Annotated in this window: 18 protein-coding genes; 5 read left to right on the forward strand and 13 right to left on the reverse strand. The window is 42.3% G+C overall.

Annotation, left to right across the window (positions count from 1 at the left end; all coding sequences use genetic code 11):
* The first annotated feature begins 35 nt into the window (after positions 1 to 35).
* The 4 genes from AAFF35_RS17605 (at position 36) to AAFF35_RS17620 (ending at position 4,133) form a co-directional block, all read left to right on the forward strand.
* A complete protein-coding gene (locus AAFF35_RS17605) occupies positions 36 to 1,007 on the forward strand; it encodes an electron transfer flavoprotein subunit alpha/FixB family protein (protein WP_342327839.1) in 972 nt (323 codons plus the stop codon).
* A 46-nt stretch (positions 1,008 to 1,053) separates the two neighbouring features.
* Positions 1,054 to 1,668 carry a bifunctional nuclease family protein gene (locus tag AAFF35_RS17610; RefSeq protein ID WP_074604646.1) on the forward strand — a complete coding sequence of 205 codons (615 nt, stop codon included), beginning with the start codon at positions 1,054 to 1,056 and terminating at the stop codon, positions 1,666 to 1,668.
* A gap of 106 nt (positions 1,669 to 1,774) precedes the next feature.
* Entirely contained in the window at positions 1,775 to 3,040 is a 1,266-nt protein-coding gene (locus AAFF35_RS17615; protein ID WP_342327840.1) for a nucleoside permease, read from the forward strand.
* A gap of 22 nt (positions 3,041 to 3,062) precedes the next feature.
* Positions 3,063 to 4,133 (forward strand): DUF3667 domain-containing protein, encoded by a 1,071-nt coding sequence (locus tag AAFF35_RS17620; RefSeq protein ID WP_342327841.1) that lies wholly within the window; start codon positions 3,063 to 3,065, stop codon positions 4,131 to 4,133.
* Between the two features lie 74 nt (positions 4,134 to 4,207).
* On the opposite strand, the gene AAFF35_RS17625 is transcribed toward AAFF35_RS17620, so the two are convergent.
* From AAFF35_RS17625 to AAFF35_RS17685, 13 genes are all read right to left on the reverse strand, one after another.
* Positions 4,208 to 5,494 carry a citrate synthase gene (locus tag AAFF35_RS17625; protein WP_342327842.1) on the reverse strand — a complete coding sequence of 429 codons (1,287 nt, stop codon included), beginning with the start codon at positions 5,492 to 5,494 and terminating at the stop codon, positions 4,208 to 4,210.
* Between the two features lie 125 nt (positions 5,495 to 5,619).
* A complete protein-coding gene (locus AAFF35_RS17630) occupies positions 5,620 to 6,159 on the reverse strand; it encodes a DUF3347 domain-containing protein (protein ID WP_342327843.1) in 540 nt (179 codons plus the stop codon).
* Positions 6,160 to 6,293: 134 nt separating this feature from the next.
* Complete coding sequence (locus AAFF35_RS17635; protein ID WP_074604641.1) at positions 6,294 to 6,797, reverse strand: hypothetical protein; 504 nt, start codon at positions 6,795 to 6,797, stop codon at positions 6,294 to 6,296.
* Between the two features lie 45 nt (positions 6,798 to 6,842).
* Positions 6,843 to 7,778: a tRNA (adenosine(37)-N6)-dimethylallyltransferase MiaA gene (gene miaA, locus AAFF35_RS17640; RefSeq protein ID WP_342327844.1), complete on the reverse strand. Its 936-nt coding sequence runs from the start codon at positions 7,776 to 7,778 to the stop codon at positions 6,843 to 6,845.
* The gene (locus AAFF35_RS17645) at positions 7,779 to 8,621 is read right to left on the reverse strand and encodes a hypothetical protein (protein ID WP_342327845.1); all 843 of its coding nucleotides are present in this window, start codon (positions 8,619 to 8,621) and stop codon (positions 7,779 to 7,781) included.
* Positions 8,609 to 8,989 carry a hypothetical protein gene (locus AAFF35_RS17650; RefSeq protein ID WP_342327846.1) on the reverse strand — a complete coding sequence of 127 codons (381 nt, stop codon included), beginning with the start codon at positions 8,987 to 8,989 and terminating at the stop codon, positions 8,609 to 8,611. Before AAFF35_RS17650 ends, AAFF35_RS17645 begins: the two co-directional genes overlap by 13 nt.
* A gap of 319 nt (positions 8,990 to 9,308) precedes the next feature.
* Complete coding sequence (locus AAFF35_RS17655) at positions 9,309 to 10,385, reverse strand: MBL fold metallo-hydrolase (protein WP_342327847.1); 1,077 nt, start codon at positions 10,383 to 10,385, stop codon at positions 9,309 to 9,311.
* Between the two features lie 17 nt (positions 10,386 to 10,402).
* A complete protein-coding gene (locus AAFF35_RS17660) occupies positions 10,403 to 12,274 on the reverse strand; it encodes a DNA topoisomerase 3 (RefSeq protein ID WP_342327848.1) in 1,872 nt (623 codons plus the stop codon).
* Positions 12,275 to 12,276: 2 nt separating this feature from the next.
* Positions 12,277 to 13,176 (reverse strand): histone deacetylase, encoded by a 900-nt coding sequence (locus AAFF35_RS17665; protein WP_342327849.1) that lies wholly within the window; start codon positions 13,174 to 13,176, stop codon positions 12,277 to 12,279.
* On the reverse strand, positions 13,177 to 14,037 hold the full coding sequence (locus AAFF35_RS17670) for a bestrophin family ion channel (RefSeq protein WP_342327850.1): 861 nt from the start codon (positions 14,035 to 14,037) through the stop codon (positions 13,177 to 13,179).
* Positions 14,034 to 15,323 carry a kynureninase gene (gene kynU / locus AAFF35_RS17675; protein WP_342327851.1) on the reverse strand — a complete coding sequence of 430 codons (1,290 nt, stop codon included), beginning with the start codon at positions 15,321 to 15,323 and terminating at the stop codon, positions 14,034 to 14,036. The genes AAFF35_RS17670 and kynU overlap by 4 nt, the downstream gene beginning before the upstream one ends.
* Before the next feature lie 82 nt (positions 15,324 to 15,405).
* Positions 15,406 to 16,011: a DNA-3-methyladenine glycosylase gene (locus AAFF35_RS17680; RefSeq protein WP_342327852.1), complete on the reverse strand. Its 606-nt coding sequence runs from the start codon at positions 16,009 to 16,011 to the stop codon at positions 15,406 to 15,408.
* Entirely contained in the window at positions 16,004 to 16,480 is a 477-nt protein-coding gene (locus AAFF35_RS17685; protein ID WP_342327853.1) for a GAF domain-containing protein, read from the reverse strand. Before AAFF35_RS17685 ends, AAFF35_RS17680 begins: the two co-directional genes overlap by 8 nt.
* Positions 16,481 to 16,586: 106 nt before the next feature.
* Between AAFF35_RS17685 and AAFF35_RS17690 the strand changes: the two genes are divergently transcribed.
* The gene (locus AAFF35_RS17690) at positions 16,587 to 18,755 is read left to right on the forward strand and encodes a S46 family peptidase (RefSeq protein WP_342327854.1); all 2,169 of its coding nucleotides are present in this window, start codon (positions 16,587 to 16,589) and stop codon (positions 18,753 to 18,755) included.
* Positions 18,756 to 18,770: the final 15 nt, after the last annotated feature.

An 18,770-nucleotide genomic window follows, 5' to 3' on the forward strand; every position in this document is an offset into this window, starting at 1 on the left:
TTCACAGTTTAAAAAAATTATTTAATAAAGATCTTATGTCAGTTTTAGTATATGTAGAACAAGTCGATGGTAAGTTTAAGAAATCTGTTTTCGAAGCAGTATCTTATGCAAAAGCCATTGCAGATATACAAGGAAGTAGCTTAACCGCAATATCTATTGGTAATGTTGGAGAAGCTGAGCTTAAAGAACTTGGTAAATACGGAGCTTCTAAAGTTTTAAATGTTTCGAATGACCAGTTAAAAAACTTCGTTAATCAGGCTTATGCCTCGGTAATTGCTGAAGCAGCGAAAAAAGAAAATGCAGCAGTAGTTGTTTTGTCTAACTCTTTCTCCGGAAAAGGTCTGGCACCACGTGTTGCGGTAAAACTGGAAGCAGGATTGGTAGACGGTGCGGTAGAATTGCCTAAATTAGATGGAGGTCAGTTCTTAGTAAAGAAAACGGCTTTCTCTGGTAAAGCTTTTGCCATTACTGAATTGACTTCAGCCATTAAAGTGATTGCTTTAAATCCAAATGCTTTTGGTGTAAAGGAATCTGCTGTTGAGGCAACGGTTGAGGCATTCAGCCCGGAAATCAAAGCCACAGACTTTACTGCAATCGTTAAAGAAATTGTAAGGGCAACGAATAAAGTTTCCCTTCCTGATGCAGAACTGGTTGTTTCAGCTGGAAGAGGTTTAAAAGGTCCGGAAAACTGGGGAATGATCGAAGAGCTGGCTAACCTTTTGGGTGCTGCTACTGCTTGTTCTAAACCAGTATCTGATGCAGACTGGAGACCACATTCGGAGCACGTTGGACAAACAGGAATTGCGATCAGTCCGAACTTATACATTGCAATCGGTATTTCAGGAGCGATCCAGCATTTAGCCGGAGTAAGTTCTTCGAAAGTTATTGTAGTGATCAATATTGATCCTGAGGCTCCTTTCTTTAAGGTTGCTGACTACGGAATCGTTGGTGATGCCTTTGTGGTAGTCCCTAAATTAATTGAAGCTTTAAAAGCACATAAAGGTTAATTGAATACCCGGCTGAAGCTTTTGTTTTGGCCGGGTATTATTTAATATGAAAAAAGTAAAACTCGACATTATTGGTTTGTCCTATAGCCAAACCCAATCAGGAGCTTATGCCCTGGTTCTTGGTGAAGTAAATGGCAGAAGACGTTTACCGATTATTATCGGTGCGTTTGAAGCACAGGCTATTGCCATAGAAATTGAGAAAATGGTCCCTAGTCGTCCGTTAACTCATGATCTGTTTAAAACCTTCGCCCAGACCTACAATGTGCAAATCACGGAAATCCTGATCTACAATCTGGTAGAAGGTGTTTTCTTTGCAAAGCTGATTTGTACAGACGGTGAAAGTATCCAGGAAATTGACGCGAGAACATCCGATGCCATCGCATTGGCGGTCCGCTTCAATGCCACCATCTACACCTACGAATTTATCCTTTCTTCTGCAGGTATCGTCATCGAAGGCAATGATTTCCTGTTTCTGGAGAATATGGACAACATTCCAAAAGATCAGGGCGCTGAAGACATTGGTGCCTCTATTCCGGGTGCTAATTACAAATCCCTCAGCATTGAGGAGTTAAATCAAAAACTTCAGGAGGCAATTGCCGAAGAAGCTTATGAGAAAGCGGCAAGAATACGCGATGAGCTAAACAAAAGAAATTCTGCATAACACCATATCTCCATACTATTTTACTTAAAAAGCTGAATAGTTTTATATATTGTTTTAAAATAATGATATATTCAGCTTCTATTCAAAATCAAACTAAACTATTATTATGAATGTTAAGTTTCGCTTAACTGTGATGAATTTCCTACAGTTTTTCATTTGGGGATCATGGCTAATTACCATCGGAGTATACTGGTTTCAAAACAAAAATTGGTCCGGTGCTGAATTTGGAGCTATTTTCTCGACGATGGGAATTTCTTCTATTTTCATGCCTGCACTTACAGGAATCATTTCCGATCGTTTTGTTAATGCCGAAAAATTATATGGCGTATTACATATTTTAGGAGCTATTGTACTTTTCACCTTACCTATGGTGACCAATCCATCTGTTTTCTTTTGGGTGATTCTTCTGAACATGATTTTCTACATGCCTACCCTTTCCTTATCCATCACGGTAGCTTATTCTGCGCTAAAAAGCAGCAATAAAGATGTAGTGAAAGACTATCCACCTATCCGCATCTGGGGAACAATAGGTTTTATTGCCGCGCTATGGGTGGTAAGTCTTACCGGAAATGAAGCCTCTTCCAATCAGTTTTATATTGCATCAGCAGTTTCTCTTGCATTAGGTTTATATGCATTTACGCTTCCAAAATGCCCTCCTTTGGCCAGTAAGATCGCTACAAAATCCTTCGTTGATGCGTTAGGTCTAAAGGCATTCACACTTTTCAAACAAAGAAAATTTGCAGTTTTTTTCTTTTTTTCCATGTTTTTGGGTGCAGCATTACAGCTGACCAATGCCTATGGTGATACTTTTCTTCATGATTTCAAAAATGTACCTGCCTATCAGGATCTTCTTGCCGTAAAATATCCGGCAGTCATCATGTCCATCTCTCAAATCTCAGAGACCTTGTTTATCCTCGCCATCCCCTTTTTCCTGCGGAAATTTGGGATCAAATACGTGATGCTGTTCAGTATGATTGCCTGGGTATTGCGCTTTGGTCTTTTTGCCTTTGCTGACCCGGCTGGTGGTTTATGGATGATCATTTTATCTTGTATTATCTATGGAATGGCTTTCGATTTCTTCAATATCTCTGGTTCCCTGTTTGTGGAAACGCAGATAGATGAAACGATCAGAGGTAGCGCCCAGGGTTTATTTATGATGATGGTAAATGGTTTCGGAGCGCTTTTCGGAAGTTTTGCAAGTGGATATATCATACAACACTTCTTCACCAATGCAGATCAAAGTAAAGACTGGCATCACATCTGGCTTACTTTCGCTGCCTATACCCTGGTTTTAGCCGTTGTATTCCCTTTTATTTTCAAATACAAGCATAACAAGGCAGAAGCAAAAGCCATTGAGGCGATGAACCACTAAACGCTTTTAAAACTCTCTATATATGTCAGGTAGATACCGTAAAGAAAAAAACTGTTTAAATTGCAATCATACTGTTGAAGACCATTTCTGTTCGCATTGCGGACAGGAAAACATCATCGTTGAAGAAGATGCTTTGCACATGATCGTTCATGCCACAGCTGATTATTTCCATTTTGAGTCGAAATTCTTCGGCACAATAAAACCCCTTCTGGTAAAACCGGGATGGCTTACACAACAATATGTGGATGGTAAAAGGGTAAAGTTCATCCATCCTATCCGTCTATATATTTTTGTGAGTATCGTCTTCTTCCTGGCGATCCTTAGCGGTGGTCACAAAGCAAAAAAGCAGGTGGAGATTGCTCCGGAAACAAAGGAAGAAACACTGAGAAAAGACAGTCTTCAAAAAGATGGCCTTACGAGACTTAAAGAAGGGCTTTCCAGCGTCCCGGTTCCCGGAGCATTGAAAGACAGCATCATTAGTGACATTAATAAAAACGCAAAAGAACGTAAGAAGGGTCAAAAATCCGAACCGGTATATTTCGAGCTGGACAGTGTATTACGGGGAAAATTTAACACAGTAGAGGACTATGATAAGCACCAAAAGAGCCTGCCGAAATCAGAGCAGGACAATTTCATTGAAAATTATATCGCTAAAAAAAATATAGATCTTAAAGATTATCCCGGCGATGTAGGGAAAAAGATGCTTGAGGATTTTCTTCATAATCTCCCAAAGATGATGTTCCTCCTGCTCCCTTTATTTGCATTTCTTTTAAAGCTGGTATATATCCGTAAAAAGAAATACTATTACGAACATCTGATCTTTTCTTTTCACCTCCATTCGGCATTATTTCTAAGTATATTGGTAACGATACTTCTTTGCTGGCTCTCAGGTTTCGTTTATAATGTAACCGGTTTTCTGCGGGGAGTATGTTTCTTTTACATTGTTTGGTACATCTACCGCTCTTTAAGAACCTTTTATAACAGTAGCCGATGGATCACTGTTTTTAAGATCTTCTTCCTTTTGTTTGGCTATACCATTTTGGTTTCCATCACTTTTCTTATTGGAATTGCTTTGTCTGTAGTGATGATGTAGGAAGATAAAAATATTGGTTATAAAAAAACCGCTGACCATATGGTCAGCGGTTTTTTTATAACCTTAATTATAGATTATCTTTTGCTGATGTCCGTAAAATCTCTGTTGGTATGACCTACATACACCTGACGTGGGCGACCAATAGGTTCTTTGTTCTCATGCATTTCTTTCCATTGTGCAATCCATCCTGGCAGGCGGCCCAGGGCAAACAATACCGTGAACATGTCTGTAGGGAAACCTAAAGCTCTGTAAATGATTCCTGAGTAAAAATCTACGTTAGGATACAATTTACGTTCTACGAAGTAAGGATCGTTTAATGCAGCTTCTTCCAGTTTTTTCGCAATTTCCAGAACAGGATCATTGATGCCTAATTTCTCCAGGATCTCATCACAAGCTTTCTTGATGATTTTTGCTCTTGGATCAAAGTTTTTATAAACACGGTGACCAAAGCCCATCATACGGAAAGGATCGTTTTTATCTTTTGCTTTGTTGATCCATTTTTCTGTATCTCCACCATCTTCCTTAATGCGTTCCAGCATTTCGATTACTGCCTGGTTTGCACCACCATGAAGCGGGCCCCAAAGTGCAGCGATTCCTGCAGATACTGAAGCGTAAAGATTACAGTCTGAAGAACCGACCATTCTTACCGTTGAAGCAGAACAGTTCTGCTCATGATCAGCATGAAGGATCAGTAAAGTATTCATTGCTTTCACTACTACCGGATCAATTTCCACTTCTTCGGTACGCTGACCAAAGATCATGTTTAAGAAATTGCTAACGTAGTCGTATTTATTTTTTGGATAGATCAGTGGATGACCTAAAGATTTTTTATAAATGAAAGATACAATAGTCGGGAATTTCGCCAATAGTTTGATCATGGTCAGGTCCATGGTCTCCGGATCAGAATTTGCATTTAAAGATTCCGGATAGAATGTAGACAATGAGCAGACCAAAGAAGCCAGTTGCGCCATTGGATGAGATTTAGAAGGATATCCATCCAAAAACTTTTTCATGTCTTCATGAATCAGTGTATGACGACTGATCGAAGCCTGAAAATCATCCAGTTGTTCTTGTTTAGGTAAATCGCCATATATAAGCAGGTAAGCAACTTCCAGAAAAGTTGATTTTTCTGCAAGTACTTCGATTGGGTAACCGCGGTATTTTAAAACTCCTTTTTCACCATCTAAAAAGGTAATTGCACTTTTCGTGGACCCCGTATTTTTGTAACCAAGGTCTAGTGTAATGTGACCTGTTAAATCTCTAAGCTTTGAAATATCTATAGACTTCTCCCCTTCGGTACCTGTAATAACGGGAAATTCATAGACTTTTCCGTCAATCTTAATTTCTGCAATATCTGACATATATATATCTTAAATTTATAATAAACAAAACTAACTAATCCATTTTGATTAGCCTTTAATCAGCTATAACAAAGCTGTTAAATAATTATTAAATGTGAGTCAAATCCAAGTAAGAATCCGAGATTCTATTTGGCAGGTTTTAGCTCTTCGAGAACCGCACCACACTCCATCATCTCATCACCATAATATGGATTCTGGATTTTCTTTTCTGAAGCCAGCCAATCGCCTCCATCCCCGTTATTTGCCATTGGGCAATGCTGAACGTAAATGGCTCCTTTTTCAATGTCTGCATGTTTAAACATCGCAATCAAATCGGAACTAAGGGCAGTAAAATCTTTTCTTTGGGCAGCAAGATCTTTGGCGGTGGCAATTTTTCCTGCAGTAACGGCAGTATTTTCACATCCTTTATAGCCGGCCAGACTGGTTTTAAGCGCGGATGCTGTTTTTTGGGCATCTTCAAATTTTGAGCTGACCAGCGCATTCTTTAAAGAGATATAGCCATTGTAAATGGACTGTACACTGGCGTCTTTGAGCTGAACACTAACCGTCGCCGTTTCGGCTTCTTTGCTTTTTGCAGTGCTATCTGCACTTAAAGCCACTTTTTGATTAGTGTTTGTACAGGATGTAGCAATCATAATTGCTGCTACAGCGAGGTATCTTTTCATATAAGTGTATTAGTTTTTATGAATAACAGATCTATGATATTCTGTTTTTTGGTTAAATTACCATTTTAAATTTAAATAAATAAAAAAGCCCCCGAAAAAATCGGAGGCTTAGTGTAATTAAGTCTTTTCCAGACCTATAATTTAAAGCCATAGGCCAGACGTAATGCTACCTGACCTGTGTTCAAGCCGTCTTTAGGCAAACCTTCGTACTTTACACCTAGGTCCAGACCATTACTCCAGGCGTAGCCAATAGCAGGAGAATAAAGGAAAGATGTGCCCGAGTTTTTAGTCACCCCAAAAGCTGCACCAACCTCAGCCATCCCATAAAGGCCTGATCCGCTAGGGTCAAAAAATACCTTTACACCACCTTTCAATGGAATATATCCGTAATCAGGGATATCTATATTGTTAATTGTTTTGCCAATAAAGTGGGTATAACCTGTCGTTACAGGAATAGACACTTGTTTGGAAACGTCAAATTGCACTCTCGCATCGGCGCCAATTGCGAAACTATAACCGTCACTGGTTGGAACACCTAAATTAACACCTACACCAAGTTTTTGCGCATTAACATCCGTACTTAAAAATAAGGCTACTGCAGCTACTGCTGAAGCCATAAAGGTTGTAGACTTTTTCATACCATGATCTTTACAAAATGCATGCCACGGACTCATTTATGCTATTTAACTGGCCTTCCAGTGGATATACGCCTCCATCACCTGCTTAAATAACCGATCGGAATCCTGATCGGTATCAAACCAGTGAATGGCTACCCCATCCTTTTCCATTTTTCTAAAAAAGGTCATTTGACGTTTTGCAAATTGACATATCGCTGTTCCGAGCTGCAGTTTTAATTCCTCATTATCCAGGTAGCCAGACAGATAAGCGACAATAAACTTATATTCCAGTCCGTAAAAAGTAAGCACTTCTGGGTTTACCCCTTTTTCAATCAATCCTTTTACTTCCTCAATCATCCCTTCTTCCAGTCTGGCCTCCATTCTGCGAAGGATTTTCTTCCTGCGCAAGGTCACATCGGAAGTCAGCCCTACTACAAATGGCCTGATCAAAGGTCGCTTTACAGTAATCAGGTCATGATGACTTAAATATTCGGCAATCTCTATGGCACGGATCAGTCTCTTGAAGGAAGACAGGTCCGCATGTTGAGTCAGCGCCGGAGGATAGCTTTTCAGTATGATCCTTAAACCCTCAATATCCTTTAGTCTTAAACCTTCTCTGAGTGCTTCGTTTACAGGAATGGCCGTATACTCATGATCCTGAAAGATACTGTGCATATACATCCCTGTTCCACCACAAAGGATAGGCAGTACTTTTCTGGTGTTCAGATCTTCAAACACACGGTAAAAATCTTCTTTGAACTCATTTACGTTGTATTTCCCTCCAGCTTCCCGGATATTGATCAGATGATAAGGAATCTGTTGGCCATTCCGCTCATATTCCTTCAGGTCTTTTCCCGTACCAATGTCCATATCTTTAAACACCTGCCTGCTATCGGCACTGATCAGTTCTCCCTGAAGCGCCTCAGCCAACCGTACTGCAAGTTTCGTTTTTCCGGAAGCCGTAGGGCCTAATACGACCAATAGTGGGTATTCCTGCTCCATTTACAAGTATAATATGTATTTTAAATTTCCGGTGTTAAAAACCGGTATATAATCATTTTCCAGAAGGAATAGTTCTTGCTCCTCTTTTTTCAGATCCTTCATCCCGGCCTGAAGCGCTACCGGTAGCCGATGCGTAAAACTCCTTTTATGCGCTGTTCGGTTTAACCAGATGGCGACGGCCGGAGATTCTGCCACAAGTTTAAAGCCCGACAAATCGTAGGCATTGCCTAAAGACCAGTCTTTATCGGCATAACTCATCAGGTCGTTTGGCTTCACCAGGTTAATAAAGTGTTTTAGCAATTTACTGAAACCGCCGGTAACTGTAAAACCAATGAGGCTCGCAAAACGGATCAGCTCATAAGACCGATAATCCGGGGCAATCCTGTTCATCGGTCTTCCGCCACTGAATAAAGCCACAGCGACCATCTGACCTTCTATATGCAATGCGAATTTATATTTAGCTTTTGCGGAGGCTTGTAAATGGTTCTCTTTGAGAAAAGCATCGGCCTCTGCCTGATTGATCACAAGCACCTTTGCTTTACGCCCATGAAGTGTTTTATTCAATCCGAGAATGGAACCAATCCTACCCAATACCTGATTTCTTCTGGTTTTCCAGATGTCTTCCCATAAATGAACGAGGTAAATGTTTTTCGTTTGATAGTCCGCTTGAAGAGCGACCAATTTTTCAGGATCAATGTCCCGCTGTAAAGAAACCATGTTGACTGCAACCTGCCCCTTATCCAGCAAGACCAGCGTTTGCCGTCCGTCTTCTTTAAAGGCAATGCCTTTTTCCTGTAATGCGGCAATGAAATCCAATTGCCAATCTGCTGTTATGCTACCCAATCCTTTTCCTTATATAACTTATACCCTTCTGCCAATGCACTTTCTATCATCGACAAAAGTTCTTCATCCAGCTCTTTGATATGAAAGCAAGACTTTCCTTTTAACAATTTTAACAACTTCGGATTAAAAACGGTCTTCATCTCCGGCTCGGCATAAACCGGCATATAATAAAATCCAACATGGTTCTTTTGAATGACCACGCTGGCAAAAAACACTTCTGTTCTTTTACGGCCTTCGATCACTACATTTTTATCACTCCACAACTCGTATACGGTTTCGCTATTCACGCGGTTGCTGAATCCTAAAGTTGCATAAGGCTGTAATGTCGCCCTGATTGTTTGAAATATTTCTACAAAATCCGTTTTCATGAGCATAAGGTTTATTTGAATAACAGGTTTTCCCAGATATTGTTTAGCACGCTGCAACAGAAAAAATAAAATCAGGGTCTCCTGAAGCAATGGGTAAAAATACAGAAAATAAGGGAAAGATGAAGATCGTCCAACTCCTGTCCGGTTCTCCTTCGGTCCTTGTTCGACCATCACAGTTAACTGGAACGTCCCATGGACGTATCAGGAACGTACCAGGAACGTCTTTTGAAACGAAAAGATGTTCCTGGTACGTTTCCGGGAGATCTTTAGGAGGTCCCGGTTAACTGTTATATACCTGGGAAGACAGTAGGAGAACAGGTTAATCAAGATACCATTTACTGGATGGATAGGATTGACCTAAGATTAAAGGCTCTCCCAGCATGGGTGTAGTTAGCTGAAACCCTTCTTCTTCGGCCTTTTTAACCGCCCTGATGATGGGCTCATTCCAATCGTGCGTCGCGAGTGTAAATTTACCCCAATGTACCGGAAGCAAAACTTTTGCTTTCAAATCTATGGCCGCCTGAACCGTTTGTTCCGGAAACATGTGAATAAGTGGCCAATTCACATTGTACTGCCCACATTCCAGGATGGCAAGATCAAAAGGACCATACTGTTCCCCGTCGGCTTTGAAATGGCTGTCGTAACCGGAATCGCCACCCAGGTATAATTTATGTTGAGGGGTCTGAAGGATGAAAGCAGACCAGAGCGATTGGTTTCGTTTAAATTTCCTTCCTGAAAAATGACGGGCCGTTCTGGCCAGAAATTTCAGTCCGCCAATTTCCTTCTCTTCGCCCCAGGCCAGCTCTGTAATTTTCTCTGCAGCAACTCCCCAGCGTTCCAGATGTGCACCTACCCCTATAGAGGTAATGAAATGTTTGGTCTTGTCTTTTAGCTTCAGTATACTTTGGTAGTCAAGGTGATCATAATGGTCATGGCTGATCAATATCAGGTCCAGATCAGGAAAGTCTTCTGCTTTGATAAAACCCGTGCCTTCATAATTCTTTGTTCCGATAAAAGAGAAAGGAGAAGTTCTTGAACTGAATACCGGATCTACCAGGATCTTAATATCATCTATCTGCAACAGATAAGAAGAATGTCCAAACCAGGTAATCTTTATCCCTTCAACCGTTGAAAAATCAGGCGTCAGAAACGGAAGCGCTTTCGCAGGCCTTCCATTTTTATTTCCCTTCAGCATACCAAGGATGATGTCCCAATAAGTGACCCCCTCCGGCAATGTTGGCGTTAAAGAACGGTTTGTCAATTCTCCCTGCCCGTAATTCTCGAGGGTTTTAATCTTCGTCAGCCGTTCCTGCTCTGGCAAACTTCCAAAGACCGGTAAGTTTAGCGCCCAAAAGCTAAACCCGATCAATGCAACAATTATGATAAGCACATACATAGGCTGTTTATTAAATTTTATGTTGCAGCAGGTGCTTCCGCAGGTTTTTCTTCCTTCGGCGGACTTAATTTCGCAGCCAGGCCATTTCCTGCCAGCAACATCTCATGAGTAATTGCTTTGGTATATTCTGTAATCTCTGCTTTAAAATCAGCTACAGAGGCGCCCGACCGAATTTCTTCCAATCTTTTCTCCCACTGTCCGGTCAATTCTGCCTGTGCAATTTTCTGGTCTTTCACCACATCATATACCGCAAGTCCTTTCGGAGTCGGCACCAGATTTCTCTTTTCCCGAAGGATGTATTCCCTGTTAATCAGCGTTTCAATAATGGAAGCCCTGGTAGCCGGAGTTCCCAGCCCACTGTCTTTCATTGCATAACGCAGTTCCTCATCCTCGATATCCTTGCCTGAGGTTTCCAGTGCCTTAAGTAACGAAGCTTCATTGTACATCGGTTTTGGCTTGGTCTGTTTTTCCATAAAGGCTTTATTGACCACCGGCAATTCCTCTCCTGCTTTTACCTTAGGTAAAGAAGGGTTTTCCTCATCTTTTTTCTCTTCATCATTTTCGTTGAACACCGCCCTCCAGCCAGCAGAACGGATTACGGTTCCATTGGCAATGAATACAGAACCTGATTCCACAGATATTTTGGTGATCTCTTTCACACATTCCTGATGAAATGCTTCCAGCATACGGCCCACGACCATGTCATAGATTGCCTGTTTATCTCCACTCAGCTGATAAGCCGACTCTCCGGTAGGAAGAATCGCATGGTGATCCGTTACTTTTTTGGCATTTACACTTCTCTTGCTCAATTTCGCGGTACTCAGGAACTCTGCCTGTTTACCGAAATCTTTATGTTCTTTTAATTTATCAATCAGATTGGGTACGCCTGCAAAAACATCGTCGCCGATATACCTGCTCCCGGTACGGGGATAAGTAACCAATTTACTCTCATACAAGCCCTGTAACAAGCTAAGTGTCTGATCGGCAGTAAAACCCTTACGCTTGTTTGCTTCCTGCTGTAAACTACTTAAATCATGCAACAGCGGAGGCGGCTCTTTTCTTGGTTTGGCTTCCACGCTGAGGATTTTACCTCCGTTAGGGAAACCACCTGCCACATCCTGAATCTGATCAAATAAGCCCTGTGCCTCTTCCTTGTTGTTAAAGTTACTTACAGAAATGGCCTTAAAGAGCTGTCCGTCTTTATCCAGTTGGATGGCCAGTTGGTAATAAGTCTGCGGAACAAAGTTCTTAATTTCCAGAAAACGGGAGCAAATCATCGCCAGTGTAGGGGTCTGCACCCTTCCAAGCGACAACACGGAGCGGTTCCCTGCAGATATACTCAGGGCCTGTGTAGCATTCATGCCCACCAGCCAATCAGACTCAGACCTGCAATGTGCGGAATTGAATAAAGTATCGTAATCCGTACCCGGTTTAAGGTTGCGGAAGCCCTCTTTGATAGCCTCATCAGTTTGAGAGGAAATCCAGAGCCGCTTAAAAGGCTTTTTACATTTCAGAAAATAATAGATATAGCGGAAGATCAGCTCGCCTTCCCTCCCGGCATCCGTCGCAACGATAATCTCCGTCGCCTCATCAAAAAGCATTTTTATGATGTCCAGTTGCTTTCTTACTCCCGGATCTTCTACCAAGCCGTCTTTCGTCTTGATTTTGCGGATCGCCAGTTTAAATTTCTTGGGCAGCATTGGCAAATGTTGCCTTCTCCATCCTATAAAACCATATTCCTGTGGTGGAGCCAATTGAAGTAAATGCCCAAAGGCCCAGGTAAAAGAATACCCGTTTCCTTCAATATATCCATCTTTTCTTGTTGTAGCACCGAAGACTTTCGCCAACTCACGCCCTACAGAGGGTTTTTCTGCAATTACAATCTTCATAATTATTCAAAAATATCTAAACAAATTTTAAATGTATTACAATGTGCCTCCACAATGTCTTTTATGTTTGGAGAATAACCTCCACCCATGCTTACCTGTACCGGCAAGTTGTGGTCTTTGCAAAATTGCAATACTTTCCTGTCCCGTTCTTTACAGCCCTCTTTTGATAAAGCCAGCTTGCCCAGCTTATCGCTTTCCAATACATCTACGCCCGACAGGTAGAATACGAAATCCGGCTGATGTTCCAAAAGCAACGGAAGCGTTTTTTCCAGTCGCTGCAAGAACTGTTCATCAGTCATCCCATCCTCCAAAGGAATGTCCAGGTCTGACCTTTCCTTTCTAAAAGGGAAATTTTTATCCCCATGCATAGAAAACGTAAACACCCGGTCTTCATTATAAAAAATTTCTGCCGTTCCATTTCCCTGATGAACATCTAAATCTATGATTAAGATCCTCGATGCCAATCCAGTATTCAACAGGTAATTTGCCGCAATCGCCTGATCGTTCAGCAAACAAAACCCTTCTCCCCAATTGCTCCCAGCATGATGCGTTCCTCCGGCCACATTAAAGGCAATCCCATTTGCTTGAGCATAGACCGCCCCATCAATAGTTCCCTGGGCAATCCTCATTTCCCTTTCCAGCAGCTGTGCCGTTAAAGGAAAGCCAATGCGCCTCTGTTCCCTTGCCGGAAGGCTCAGATCCCGAAGCTGTTCCCAGTATCCCAGATCATGACTTAACAAAATGGCTGCTTCTGAAACCCGCTCAGGCGCAAACAAATTGGAAGCACTGATGACGCCTTCGTACAACAACTGTTCCGGGATCAGTTCATATTTGATCATTGGAAAGCGGTGTCCTTCAGGTAAAGGATGCGCAAATAAATGATGCCAGGCAATCTTGACCATTTAATTTAAGATCTCCCCTACATGTTTTTCAATGTTGTTACAGATCTCGTCCACGGGCAAATCATTGGCATCCAAACCAAATGGATCTTCAATCTCTTCTGCGATCAGCTCTAAACTCGCCAGTACATACAAGATAAAAGGTACAATAGGAATAACAAAATAGCCCAGGCTAAACACCCATCCAAAAGGAAGCGTAATCACATAGATGAACAAGAATTTCTTGATAAAAGCACTGTAAGAATAAGGAATTGGTGTTCTCTTAATGCGCTCACATCCACCACAGATATCTGTAAACTGATGAACATCTGCATTAAGTATAATCAATTGCTCCTGGCTGATCTTTCCTGCCGCCTGGAGATCAAATATCCGGCTGAAAATACTCGTTGCCACCTGGTTTGGAATGTGTTTTCCGCCATCCACTTCGATCAGCAGACTGTTCTTACCAAAGTACTGCTTCTCCCTTAAATGTTCTTTTAACGCGAAAGCATATTTTGGAATGGCATAATCAAAAAACTCATTGTCTTCTTTACTCATTCTTAAAGCCTTGATCTTTATTGCAAAGTTCCGGCTGATATTGGTCAGGGCGCCAAGTAAGCGGCGGCCTTCCCACCACCTGTCGTAAGAGGTATTGGTCCGGAACACCAGTAACATAGAGATCACAAAGCCAAGCAGGCTATGCATCATTCCAATATTTTTCACGTAGGAACTCTCCGAAAGCTTCAGGTAATTGAGCTCCAGATAAGCGATCGCTCCTGAGAAAACTGCCACGCTAATCATCAATGGCCATAATTTCCTGAAGGTATCTGCTTTATCGAAATGAAAGATAAAGGTGATCCAGTCTTTGGGATTATAGTTGATCATCGGCGCAGCTCCTTACTAATTTTAAGCATCAGTTCTGCGCAGAGGAATACATCTTCGAAAGAGTTGTACATCGGAACGGGACTTAAACGGATCACATTAGGTTCCCTCCAGTCGCCCAGCACATTGTGTGCTACCAGCTGTTGAAAGATTTCCTTCCCATCCTGTTTAGCTATGATGGAAACCTGTGCACCACGGTCTTTTTCTTCCGCAGGCGTAATTACCTTAAACTGTTCTTCTCCAAGCGAGTTATTTACTTCATTTATAAGGTAAATCAAATAAGAAGTTAAAGTTTTACTTTTAGCTCTTAAAGGCTCAATAAACCCTGCTTTTTCAAAATTCAAAAGTGAGGCATGGTAGAGTGCCATGGGCATCACCTGTGTACAACTGATCTGCCAGCCATCCGCACCTGCTTCAGGAACAAATCCCTTTTCCATCTTAAACCGTTGCTCCTCCTGATAACCCCACCATCCCGCAAAGCGGTTGAGCGTTTGATCTCCGAAATGTTTGTCGTGCACAAAGATTCCACTGATGCCACCCGGACCTGAGTTTTGGTATTTATAAGAACACCAGCAGGCAAAATCTATGTTCCAGTCGTGCAGCTTCAAAGGCACATTTCCAGCGGCATGAGCCAGGTCAAATCCAACGATTGCACCAGCCGCATGACCTGCTTGAGTGATCGCTTCCATATCAAACCATTGTCCGGTGAAATAATTTACACCACCAAACAACACCAAGGCAATCTCCGCTCCATTTGCTGCGATCTCCGCTATAATATCTTCCGTTCTGAGGGTATACTCACCCGCTCTTGGACTCACTTCAATAATGGCATCCTTAGGATCAAAGCCATGAAAACGAACCTGGCTTTCGATCGCATACTGATCGGAAGGAAAAGCACCGGCTTCCATGATAATTTTGAAACGGCTGCCTTTAGGTTTGTAAAAACTGACCATCAAAAGATGGAGATTTACTGTCAACGTATTCATCGGACAAACCTCCAATGGGGAGGCACCAACGATGGGCGCCATCAATTTTTTAAGCTCCTTATGGTAAAACATCCAGGGGCTCTTTCCTTCAAACCAACCCTCCACGGCAAGGTTTTCCCAGTTACTCAATTGCAACTCCAGCACTTCACGCGCCGCTTTAGGTTGTAAACCTAAAGAGTTACCACACAAATAGATAAAAGGTTTTCCATTTTGTTGAGGAAACAAGAAATCGTTTCTCCTATCAGAAAGCAAATCGGCCTGATCCAGGCTTTGCGCAAAAGCTAAAGTGTTCTCAAATTTCATTGTCTCAAATATCAATAAAAAAGGCAGATAAATAAACTTACCTGCCTTTTTGTTATCCACAACCTCTTTTTTTACAGGTTGGTCAGCTCCTTGGTTTACTCACATATTTATTGCCTTTGACATAATACCTCCAGGGTAATAAAGCATGATCTCCGGCATAATCAACCCCCACTCTTGGTCCCGCTACCGCTTCACTAATGCTCCATTCAGGCAGCGCGTCCTCGATCCAGATCTCCTCTCCGGTAAGGTCTTTAGCATTCAGCAGACGATCGATTCCCAGGGCCTTCGCTAAAGCGCCAGGCCCGGCCGTGATATTGGGCTTCAGAACAGACATCCCTCTTCTTTCCATCATCAGCTCCAAACCCGTCAGTGGCTCCAGTCCGCGAATCAACACGGCATGCGGTGTCGCCTCTGGCCCGGTCACGACATTAAACAGGTGATGAATTCCATAACAAAGGTATACATAAGACAAACCTCCGCTCTCGTACATCACCTTGGTCCGGTCTGTAAAACGCCCGCCGTAAGCATGAGATGCTTTATCCTCCACTCCTTTATAAGCTTCAGTCTCCACGATGATTCCACCGGTAACGGCTCCGTTGATGCGGGTAAACAATCGTTTTCCAAGCAACTGCAAGGCAAGCGCATTCACATCATCATTCTGATAAAAAGAAAAAGGCAATTTAGGCATCCAGCAAACTAATTATTTCCTTTAAATATTTTGCATCAACCTCATCAAAATGAGCAAGATGTTCACTATCTACATCTAAAACACCAATCACTTCTCCGCCCTGAAACAAAGGCAGAACAATCTCCGAACGGGATGCTGCAGCACAGGCAATATGACCGGGAAATTCCTCTACATCGGGAACGATCAGCGTCTCTCCCTGCAACCACGATGTACCACAAACCCCTTTTCCCTTTTGAATTCTGGTACAGGCAACAGGCCCTTGAAATGGCCCTAAAACCAAGACCTCATTCTTCACCAGGTAAAAGCCTACCCAGAACCATCCGAACTGCTCTTTCAGCGCCGCAGCGATATTTGCCAGGTTTGCAACCTGATCGGGCTCCCCTTTTATTAAAGCCGCTATTTGAGGAATTAAGGAGCGGTATTGCGCTTCTTTACTGATATCTGTAACAATCTTTAAATCTTCTGCCATATCACGTTTCATTAGTATTTAACGCCCAAAGATACAAAAGCGCAATCCTAAATGTTGCCGAAATTTTATCTAAGTTTGGGGGTTCATAAATAAACACACCATCGAAATGAATAAGAAAACCTTATTATTTACTTCACTATTAGCACTCGGAATCCTCCAGTCGGGCTACAAGCCCTGGGATGAAGGAATGTTTCCGCTGAGCGAAATCCACAAACTAGACTTAAAGAAAGCAGGCCTGAAGATAGACCAAAATGAGATCTACAATCCCAATGGCACCAGCCTTGTAGACGCCCTCGTTAACGTAGGCGGATGCACAGGATCATTCATATCCAACGAAGGACTGATCATCACCAATCACCATTGCGCATTCAGCGCAGTACAACTGGCCAGTACCCCGGAACACGATTACCTGACCAATGGATTTGTGGCCAAGTCACATGAACAGGAGATTGAAGCAAAAGGCTTAACTTGTCGGATTACTGATAGTTATGAAGACGTATCTGACAGAGTTCTAGGCGCTGTAGCTCAGATTGAAGATCCCGCTTCCAGGTTAAAACTCATTAACGACGCCATGAAAAACATCGCGGTAGAGGCAGAGAAAAAAGACCCAAGTATTAAAGCTGAAGTATCAGAAATGTTTATTGGAAAGACTTATGTGTTATTCCGTTATAAAACCATTCAGGATGTCAGACTGGTTTACGTACCCAATCGCCAGATTGGTGAATACGGTGGCGAAACCGACAACTGGGTATGGCCACGCCATACCGGAGACTTCTCTTTCATGCGCGCCTATGTTGCAAAAGACGGTTCTCCTGCAAAATATTCAAAAGACAACGTTCCATATACACCGAAGAAGTTCTTAAAGGTAAACCCAAGCGGCACCAACGAAGAAGATTTTGTATTCATCTTAGGCTATCCGGGAAGAACCTTCCGCCACCGCCCTGCTGAATTCATCCAGTATCAGCAACAATATGTTTTGCCATACGTATCTGAATTGTACGACTTCCAAAACAGCACAATGGAAAGCGCAGGTAAGAAAAACAAAACTACAGAAATCAAGCTGGCTACCAGAATTAAGAGAAATGCCAACGTATTGAAAAACTACAGAGGAAAACTTCAGGGACTAAAAGGCATCGACCTCATCTCACAGAAGAAAGAAGAAGATGCTTCATTGGCGCAATTCATCAATAACAACGTAGATGTAAAAGCAAAATACGGCAACCTGATGAATGATATTGATAATTTATATAAACTCATCAATGGAGACGCACAGAGAGACTTATGGTTTGCTCAGATCTACAATTCCACCAGTTTATTATCTGTATCAAAAAACATCAACAACTTCAAAGCAGCGCTGGACGCACAACCTGCCGCAGATAAACAGCAGTTCTTTGACCAGAACATCGCTGGCCTAAAACAATCATTAGGCAATACATATGAAGCCTACGAAATAGAGGTAGACAGAAAGATTTTTAAGAGAATGTTGACAGATGCCGCAGCATTTAATCCCAACCAAAAGGTAACTGCCGTAAATAAAGTCACCAGTAAAGGAACAAACAGTAACGCTGTAATCGACCAGTTCATTGAAAACACACTCGGCTTAAGCAAACTAAAAGACGAATCGTATGTGATGAATACGCTTTTAAAATCACCTAAAGCCATTGCCGACTACAGTGACGGGCTATTGTTGTTCGAAAGAGACCTCGCCAGACAAATTGCGGAAATCAAACCTGAAAAAGACCGCAGGGAAGGTTTACTAAACAAGTTAATGGGCGACTATGTAAATGTAAAGGAGAAGTTCAAGAAAAAGGACTTCATCCCTGATGCCAACAGTACCTTACGCCTTACTTATGGCTATGTAAGAGGCTACTGGCCTGCAGATGCATCCTACATGAGACCGTACACCACCATCAAAGGAATCCTGGAAAAAGGAACAACCGACAACCCGGAATTCGACTACCCTGCCCAAATCAAGGCATTATGGGAAGCCAAAGACTTTGGGCCTTTCGCTAAGAAAGACCTGAACGATGTTCCGGTATCCTTCCTTTACAACATGGATACGACTGGCGGAAACTCTGGTTCTCCAATTATGAATGCTAAAGGTGAACTGATCGGCGTCAACTTTGACCGCGCTTACGGAGCAACCATTAACGATTACGCCTGGAACGAAAGCTACAGCAGATCAATAGGCGTTGACATTCGTTATGTGCTATGGGTAGCCTCCAAAATCGACAAAGCAGATTTCCTGATCAGGGAAATGGGCGTTAAACTATAATAACAGACAAGACCT

The organism is Pedobacter sp. FW305-3-2-15-E-R2A2, assembly GCF_038446955.1.
Taxonomy (GTDB): Bacteria; Bacteroidota; Bacteroidia; order Sphingobacteriales; family Sphingobacteriaceae; genus Pedobacter.